The organism is Pseudomonas sp. R62, from assembly GCF_000257605.1.
Classification (GTDB): domain Bacteria; phylum Pseudomonadota; class Gammaproteobacteria; order Pseudomonadales; family Pseudomonadaceae; genus Aquipseudomonas; species Aquipseudomonas atacamensis.
The window spans coordinates 1,385,468-1,386,938 of the sequence record NZ_JH635999.1 but is presented as its reverse complement, the minus strand read 5'-3'; the positions used below and the strand labels follow the sequence as shown (position 1 = coordinate 1,386,938).

Sequence of the window (1,471 nt, the reverse complement as noted above, 5' to 3'; positions counted from 1 at the left end):
CCAGGCCGGCGCGTACTTGATCAGCTGTTTGTTGCCCTTGCCGGTAACGGTCAGGCTGCGTTCGTTGAAGTCGACCTGACTCAGATCCAGATCCACCGATTCCGACTTGCGCATGCCGGTGCCATACAGCAACGCTATCACCGCCGCATCACGCAAGCCCTGCGGGCGCGGGTCGGCAGCGCAGACTTCCATCAGTTCGTGAATCAGCGTGCGCTTGAGGTTGCGCCCCTGGGACAGCCGTGTGCCGGCTATGCCCTTGACCGAACGCATCTTCAACAGGTGATCCTGGCTGATCAGGCTCATGCGCCACGCCTCGTTCATCACCCCGCGCACGGCGTTCACGTAAAGCGACGAGGTGTTCGGTGCATAACCGTCGGCACGCAAAGCGGCGACCAGCGCCACCACGTCTTCCGGTTGCAGGCCGTGCCAGGGGACTTCTTCGATATCGACGTCCTCGAAACCGAGGCGGTCAGCGGCATCTTGCAGCACATAGCGCATGGTCAACTGGCTGGAAGGTGCCAGTCGCGCCAGGTAAACGGTCAGCGGATTGCTGGTGGACGGTGCAGGTTGGGTACTCGACAAATCACTCAAACGAAACGGCCTTGAAATAAAAAACGATTCAACAAAAACAATAAATGCATGAAATGAAACGCAAAAAAACGGTGTGACTCAATGACAGGGGTTGCCGCGAAAGGCCGACAACCTGCCGTTCGAGGCCGTAAAAGTCAATCGCGCATTCCCCGAACGGTCTGTTTGCTGCTTTATCACCGCAGTAGGCGAACTGAAACATCGCGCTCTTATGTTCAATGCAGGGACTGCGAACAGGAGTGCGGCATGAAGATCACGGTGTTTGGCAGTGGTTATGTCGGTCTGGTGCAAGCGGCGGTGCTGGCTGAGGTCGGTCACGACGTGGTGTGCATGGATGTCGACGCGCAGAAGATCGAGCAGTTACGCCAGGGTCACGTCAGTATTTTCGAGCCGGGGCTGGCCAGTCTGGTGCGCGAGGGCCTGGATTCGCAGCGCCTGCAATTCACCACTGATGAGCGGCTTGCGGTGTTGCATGGGCGGGTGGCGTTCATTGCGGTGGGCACGCCGTCACGCGAGGACGGTTCGGCGGACCTGCGCTACGTGCTGTCGGTTGGCGACGCGATTGCCCGACATCGTGAGCAGCCGTTGATCGTGGTGGAAAAATCCACGGTGCCGGTGGGCACGGGCGACGCTTTGCGCAGCCACATCGAAAAAGCCCTGATCAAGATTGGCCGCCTGCTGCAGTTCGATATCGTCTCCAACCCGGAATTTCTCAAGGAAGGTTCAGCGGTTGCTGATTGCCGGCGGCCCGATCGCATCGTCATTGGTTGCGAAGGCGCTGAAGTGCGCGATGTGATGCGTGATCTATACGCGCCGTTCAACCGCAACCATGACCGCATCCTGTTCATGGACTTGCGCAGTGCCGAGCTGACCAAATACGCCG

General features: G+C 59.0%; 2 protein-coding genes. One reads left to right on the top strand and one right to left on the bottom strand.

The annotated features are described in order from the left end of the window. A partial coding sequence (locus OQK_RS24385; RefSeq protein WP_016774723.1) for a tyrosine-type recombinase/integrase occupies positions 1–591 on the bottom strand: 591 nt, incomplete at its 3' end. Between the two features lie 243 nt (positions 592–834). Between OQK_RS24385 and OQK_RS24380 the strand changes: the two genes are divergently transcribed. Continuing rightward, positions 835–1,471 (top strand): nucleotide sugar dehydrogenase (locus OQK_RS24380; RefSeq protein ID WP_038861691.1); only part of this gene is annotated, 637 nt, incomplete at its 3' end.